Source organism: Polaromonas sp. P1_E3, assembly GCF_056405935.1.
Map to the genome: position 1 here is coordinate 1 of NZ_JBFUBD010000143.1, position 6,695 is coordinate 6,695.

At 60.2% G+C, this 6,695-nt stretch carries 5 protein-coding genes and 1 pseudogene; 3 read left to right on the forward strand and 3 right to left on the reverse strand.

The genetic code is table 11. The features are described from left to right. A pseudogene (gene aceE / locus AC1D0Z_RS14035) lies at positions 1-886 on the reverse strand (pyruvate dehydrogenase (acetyl-transferring), homodimeric type); the annotation flags it as partial. A gap of 377 nt (positions 887-1,263) precedes the next feature. On the opposite strand from aceE, the gene AC1D0Z_RS14040 reads away from it, so the two are divergent. From AC1D0Z_RS14040 to folD, 3 genes are all read left to right on the forward strand, one after another. Next, on the forward strand, positions 1,264-3,831 hold the full coding sequence (locus AC1D0Z_RS14040) for a PAS domain S-box protein (protein WP_477658842.1): 2,568 nt from the start codon (positions 1,264-1,266) through the stop codon (positions 3,829-3,831). Between the two features lie 52 nt (positions 3,832-3,883). Continuing rightward, the gene (locus tag AC1D0Z_RS14045) at positions 3,884-4,510 is read left to right on the forward strand and encodes a response regulator transcription factor (protein ID WP_348047552.1); all 627 of its coding nucleotides are present in this window, start codon (positions 3,884-3,886) and stop codon (positions 4,508-4,510) included. Between the two features lie 85 nt (positions 4,511-4,595). After that, positions 4,596-5,441 carry a bifunctional methylenetetrahydrofolate dehydrogenase/methenyltetrahydrofolate cyclohydrolase FolD gene (gene folD, locus AC1D0Z_RS14050; RefSeq protein ID WP_477658843.1) on the forward strand — a complete coding sequence of 282 codons (846 nt, stop codon included), beginning with the start codon at positions 4,596-4,598 and terminating at the stop codon, positions 5,439-5,441. 7 nt (positions 5,442-5,448) lie between these two features. Here the strand turns inward: folD and AC1D0Z_RS14055 are convergent, their stop codons facing one another. Further along, on the reverse strand, positions 5,449-5,901 hold the full coding sequence (locus tag AC1D0Z_RS14055) for a DUF4149 domain-containing protein (RefSeq protein WP_477658844.1): 453 nt from the start codon (positions 5,899-5,901) through the stop codon (positions 5,449-5,451). A 145-nt stretch (positions 5,902-6,046) separates the two neighbouring features. Continuing rightward, the gene (gene greA / locus AC1D0Z_RS14060) at positions 6,047-6,523 is read right to left on the reverse strand and encodes a transcription elongation factor GreA (protein WP_477658845.1); all 477 of its coding nucleotides are present in this window, start codon (positions 6,521-6,523) and stop codon (positions 6,047-6,049) included. Positions 6,524-6,695: the final 172 nt, after the last annotated feature.

Genomic DNA, 6,695 nt, shown 5'->3' on the forward strand with positions numbered 1-6,695 from the left:
CGAGCTCCTGGATGATCTTGCCGTTACCGCGCACGGGGCCGTCGAGGCGCTGCAGGTTGCAGTTGATGACGAAGACGAGGTTGTCGAGCTTTTCACGAGCGGCCAGGCCGATGGCACCCATGGATTCCACTTCGTCCATCTCGCCGTCACCGCAGAACACCCAGACCTTGCGGTTTTCGGTGTTGGCAATGCCGCGGGCGTGCAGGTACTTGAGGAAGCGGGCCTGATAAATCGCCATCAATGGGCCCAGGCCCATGGAGACGGTGGGGAACTGCCAGAACTCGGGCATGAGCTTGGGGTGCGGGTAGCTTGAGAGGCCCTTGCCATCAACCTCTTGGCGGAAGTTGAGCAGCTGCTCTTCGGTCAGGCGGCCTTCAAGGTAAGCGCGGGCATAGACGCCGGGCGACACGTGGCCCTGGATGTAGAGGCAGTCGCCGCCGTGGTTTTCGCTCTCGGCATGCCAGAAATGGTTGAAGCCGGCACCAAACAAACTGGCCAGCGAGGCAAAGGAGCCGATGTGGCCGCCCAGGTCGCCGCCATCAACGGGGTGCAGGCGGTTGGCCTTGACCACCATGGCCATGGCGTTCCAGCGCATGTAGGCGCGCAGGCGTTCCTCGATTTCGAGATTGCCGGGGGAACGCTCTTCGTGGTCGGCTTCAATGGTGTTGACGTAGCCCGTGTTGGCCGAGAAAGGCATGTCGATGCTCTTCTGGCGGGCGTGTTCGAGGAGCTGTTCGAGGAGGAAGTGGGCGCGCTCGGGCCCTTCACTCTCAATGACGGCGGACAGGGCGTCCATCCATTCACGGGTTTCCTGGGTGTCCTTGTCCAGCGCATCATTGGCGGCAGCGCGCAGGTTATCGCCCGCTTGGTTCGGAATGGCAGCCATTTTTTGTCTCCTGAGTAGCCTGATAAAGCTTGTTAATCCGCAATACAGCCTCTTGTCGGGCTGCGCGCGGAGCCTGTGTCCAATTGCGCCTAAGCGTGTTTTAAACGCAAATTAGATTCAAGACCCTAGTTTCTCACAATATTTGTTAAATTTCAAATAGTGCTTATTGATTTCACATTAAGAAATTCCATAGGCCTCTTGGGGACCTCGTAGTCTTGTCCGTCTTGAAGCGCCCGACAAATTACGCGTCACATCAACCAACCAGCGAGGTACGAAGGGAGAGACCCAGATACCAAAGCAACCCCTGATCTCACCTTAAAAGATCAGGGTCAACCCTGCTTTGCAGAGGGCATCTCACTTAAACTGCACCATTCCTTATGACCCAGCAAGCTCCCGCCACTGCCGACACCACGGCGAACTCAGCCACCTTTGCCCTGTGGAGGCGCTGGTGGCGCAGGCAGTCCCCGTCGCGCCAGGACCGCTTTATCACCTTGGGCCCTTTGTTGGCCGTGGTGCTGTTTCTGGCAGCCGTGATTGCAGCCTTCGGCTACCTGCGCATCGAGGAAATCGACCGCGAACAGCAGGCCGTCAAACGCGATGTGGAATATGCCCAGCAACGCCTGCGCCTTCGCCTTCTGGAGCGCCAGGAGCAGCTCATGCGTATCGGGCGCGATGTCTCCAACAAGGAGGTGGACACGGAAGAGTTCATCTCACAGGCCGAATCCCTGGTCAACCAGTATCCGGAACTGATGGCGGTGACCTGGGTGGACAGCAGGCGGCGGATCAAGGTGGCCTATGTATCGCCGAGCGCCAACGCCAGCCAGTTGCGCGGTGCCGGCGAGCAGCTCAAGGTGGGCGAAACAGACGGAACCTACGACCTGGCAAGGGACCTGCGGCAACCGGTGTATTCACGTCCGCTGGTCACCAAGGAAGCCAGTGGCTACAACACCCCTACCCTTCAGTTGCAGGTGCCGCTTGATGACCAGGGGAAATTTGCCGGCGTCATCATGGGCGAATACTCCATCGACGGGCTGCTGCGCTTTGGTGTGCCGACGGACGTCACCGCCAAATATGCGGTCACGCTGGTCGACGACAAAAATACGGTGCTGGCAGGCAACCTTCCGCCGCCCCGCAACCCCGCAGCCCGCCTTTTGCCCTGGAGCGATGYCGCCGCCGAGTATGAAATACCGGTTTCACCGGTGGGCAACGGCCTGCTTATCCGCGCGGAAGGCTATCGGGCCTCACTGGGCGTTGTGGGCAGCGGCTTCTTCTGGCTGGTCAGTGCCCTCAGCGCGCTGACGGTGTGGATGCTGCTGGGCACCTGGCGCCATACGCGCCGTCGCGTGCAGGCGCAGCAAGCCTTGATTTCTGAAACCAACTTTCGCCGCGCGATGGAGAACTCCATGCTGACCGGCATGCGCGCGCTGGACCTGCAGGGCCGCATCACCTATGTGAACCCCGCGTTTTGCCAGATGACGGGCCTCACTGAAGGCGACTTGGTGGGCCGCACACCGCCCTTCCCGCATTGGCCGGAGGGCGAGATCGAAACCCTGATGCAGCGGCTGGACGATGAGCTGCACGGCCGCACACCGCCCGGTGGTTTTGAGGTTCGCGTCAAGCGCAAGAACGGCCAGATTTTCGACGCCCGCATGTATGTGTCGCCGCTGATTGATCCGCGCGGCCAGCAAACCGGCTGGATGACGTCCATGACGGACATCACCGAGCCCAAGCGCATCCGGGAAGAGCTCACAGCTTCTTACGAACGTTTCACCACGGTACTGGAAGGCCTGGACGCAGCGGTGTCCGTGGCGCCGCTGGGCAGTGAAGAACTGCTGTTTGCCAACAAGCTGTACCGCTCGTGGTTCGGCGGTGAGGTCTCCGGCCACCTGAACCTGATCGCGCAGGCCGGCGTACCCTCAGCCGTACCCACCGAAGATGCGCTGGATGCGGTCGATGGCCYGGCGGGCCTGCCGACCGATACGCTGACGGCGGCGCAGACAGAAAACGCCGAGATTTTTGTGCCCGAACTCAGCAAATGGCTGGAGGTTCGCTCACGGTATCTCACGTGGGTAGACGGCCGTCTGGCCCAGATGGTGATTGCCACTGACATCACGCCGCGGCGCCATGCCGAGGAGCAGGCAGCCCAGCAAAATGAGCGGGCCCAGACTGCCAGCCGGCTGATCACCATGGGTGAGATGGCCTCCAGCGTGGCGCACGAGCTCAACCAGCCACTGACAGCCATCAACAATTACTGCAACGGCATGGTGTCGCGCATCAAGGGCCAGCAAATCAGCAACGAAGACCTGCTGGTGGCGCTGGAGAAAACCGCCAAACAGGCGCACCGCGCCGGGCAGATCATCCAGCGCATACGGTCCTTCGTCAAACGCAGCGAGCCCAACCGCAGTTCCGCCGATGTGGCCACCATCGTGAGCAACGCGATGGAGCTGGCCGACATCGAGCTGCGCCGCCATCACGTCCGCCTGAGCCACTACATCGCAGCCCGCCTGCCTGACATCATGGTGGACCCCATCCTGATCGAGCAGGTGCTCATCAACCTCATGAAAAACGCGGCGGAGTCGATTGAGCAGGCCCATTTGCCGACGGCGCGGCGCAGCGTCGAATTGCGCGTGGTGCCCAAGCAGATTGAAGACCAGGCCGTGGTGGAGTTTTCAGTGCTCGACACGGGACGCGGCCTGTCGCCTGAAGTCATGGGCCGGCTGTATGAAGCTTTCTATTCGACCAAGGCCGAAGGCATGGGCATTGGCCTCAAGCTCTGCCGCAGCATTGTCGAGTCCCACCAGGGAAGAATGGAAGCCCAGAACCTCTACAATGGGGACGAAGTGGTGGGGTGCCGGTTTACCTTCTGGATCCCYGTGACGCCCTTGCTGGCGCCCGTAGCGCCTGCTGGCGATACCATAGCGACCAAGGACACCGGCGTTCATTGAAGGCCCCCTTCAGGAACCGTCTTTTCGAGAAGTTCACGAAAGAAAGTTTGGCATGAGCTTGATTCCCAAAAAAGGTACCGTCTACGTCGTTGATGATGACGAGGGCGTGCGCGACTCCCTGCAGTGGCTGCTCGAAGGCAAGGACTACCGCGTCCGCTGCTACGACTCGGCCGAAACCTTTCTTTCCCGCTATGACCCGCGTGAGGTCGCGTGCCTGATCGTCGACATCCGCATGGGCGGCATGACTGGCCTCGAATTGCAGGACCGCCTGGTCGAACGCAAGTCACCGCTCCCCATCGTGTTCATCACCGGCCACGGCGACGTACCCATGGCGGTCAACACCATGAAAAAAGGCGCCATGGATTTCATCCAGAAGCCTTTCCAGGAAGAAGCCCTGGTCAACCTGGTCGAGCGCATGCTGGAGCAGGCCAAGGAAGCCTTCAGCGATTACCAGCAATCTGCCAGCCGCGACGCCCTGCTCGCCAAGCTGACCTCGCGCGAAGCCCAGGTCCTTGAACGCATCGTTGCGGGCCGCCTCAACAAGCAAATTGCCGACGATCTGGGCATCAGCATCAAGACGGTGGAGGCGCACCGCGCCAACATCATGGAAAAGCTCAACGCCAACACCGTGGCCGACCTGCTCAAGATAGCCCTTGGATCCAACGCACCCAAAGGCTGACCTCACCATCCGCTATCTTTTTGATAGCTGCTTGCGCCCGTGATGATTGGATTTGCGGGCGTTTTTACTTCAAAATCGATAAAAAATGACTGCCCAGCTGATCGACGGAAACGCCCTCTCCAAACAACTGCGTGCCGAAGTCGCTCAACGCGCTTCCGCCCTGCGCGCGCGCGGTGTCACACCAGGTCTGGCCGTGGTGCTGGTGGGTGAAAACCCGGCGAGCCAGGTCTATGTACGCAACAAGGTCAAGGCCTGCCAGGACAACGGCCTGCATTCGGTGCTTGAGCAATACCCCGCCACCCTGAGCGAAGCCGACCTGCTGGCGCGGGTGGACGCGCTGAACAAAGATCCAGCCATCCACGGGATCCTGGTTCAACTGCCCTTGCCTGGGCATATCGATGCGCAAAAAGTCATCGAATCGATCTCGCCAGCCAAGGATGTCGATGGATTTCACGTCGCCAGCGCCGGTGCGCTGATGGTCGGACAGCCGGGCTTCTGGCCTTGCACACCTTACGGCTGCATGAAGATGCTTGAGAGCATTGGCTACGACCTCAAAGGCAAGCATGCCGTGGTCATTGGCCGCAGCAACATCGTCGGCAAGCCCATGGCGCTGATGCTGCTGCAAAAAAATGCCACCGTCACCATCTGCCACAGCGCAACCAAAGATCTCAAGGCCATGACGCTGCAGGCCGACGTGGTCGTGGCGGCTGTCGGCAAGCGCAACGTGTTGACGGCCGACATGGTCAAGCCGGGCGCCGTCGTCATCGATGTGGGCATGAACCGCAACGACGAAGGCAAGCTCTGCGGCGACGTGGATTTTGACGGGGTGAAGGAAGTGGCGGGCTACATCACGCCGGTGCCCGGCGGTGTTGGCCCCATGACGATCACCATGCTGTTGGTCAATACGCTCGAAGCAGCCGAGCGTATCTGAGCGCCGGTTAATCTGCGAGAGGCTGTACGGCCTGAGATGCAGGCCCTGCAAGGCGCCAGAGGGCCATCCCGGCGCATATCCACTGCACGACATACAGTGCCGTACCCAAGCCATGCCAGAGCTTGAGGCTGCCGCCGTCTGCACGCGCGCTGACGATGCGTGGCGCAATGCCAAACTCAACCAGCAAGGCCAGCAATAAGCCAGCCACTATAAATTTCATAGTGGCTTGCGCTTGTTGCGCAAGGGATGCATCGTCTTTTTTATTCAAAACCAGCAGAAGCAGCATGGCGCAGCCGGTGCTGAGCCAGGTCTGCGCGGTAAAGAGCTTGGCAGCCATAGCTCCAGCCGCAGCGGGTGTTGCCAGATTGGCAAACAACATCGGAACGACGACGAATCCCAAGGTGGTCAGGCTCCCCCACCAGAGGGCCGCCACCATCACGTTGAAGCGCTGTTTGAACATTTAGGCAACGGAAGGCCAAGCAGTCATCGAATACCAGCAGGGGCCGCGGAACCGGCTTTGCCGGGCCGCAGGCGCAGCGGTCCCTCTCGTGATGAAAGGGACAGGAAGATGCCGCAGGCTACACGCAGTGAGCGACCGTGGGCGCTCATATATACATCACGGAAATGATTTCATAGCGCTTGATACCGCCCGGCGCCTGGACTTCAGCGGTATCGCCCTCATCCTTGCCGATCAAGGCACGCGCAATGGGGGAACTGATGTTGACCCGACCCAGCTTGATGTCGGCCTCGTCTTCACCGACGATCTGATAGGTCACCTTGTCGCCGGTTTCTTCATCTTCCAGTTCAATGGTGGAACCGAAGACGACTTTGCCGCCCGCGTCCAGTTCGGACGGATCGATGATCTGGGCGGCGGAGAGTTTGCCCTCGATTTCCTGGATGCGGCCTTCGATAAAGCCCTGGCGGTCCTTGGCGGCGTCGTATTCGGCGTTTTCGCTCAGGTCGCCCTGGGCACGCGCTTCGGAAATCGAATTGATGACCCAGGGGCGGTCCACGGTCTTGAGCTGGTGCAGCTCGGCCTTGAGGCTTTCGGCGCCGCGCTTGGTAATGGGGATGGTAGCCATGTTTTTGCTCCTCTCAAAAGCGAAACCGCCACCAGTCACCTGGCGGCGGCGCTTGAATCCAAAATTTCAATGAAACAAGTTTAATGCAAATCGGGCCTGCCGAAATCCGGAAAAAACCCGGTTTACAGGCCTTCAGGCCAGCTGGGCGTGCAGTTCCTGCACGGAATACACC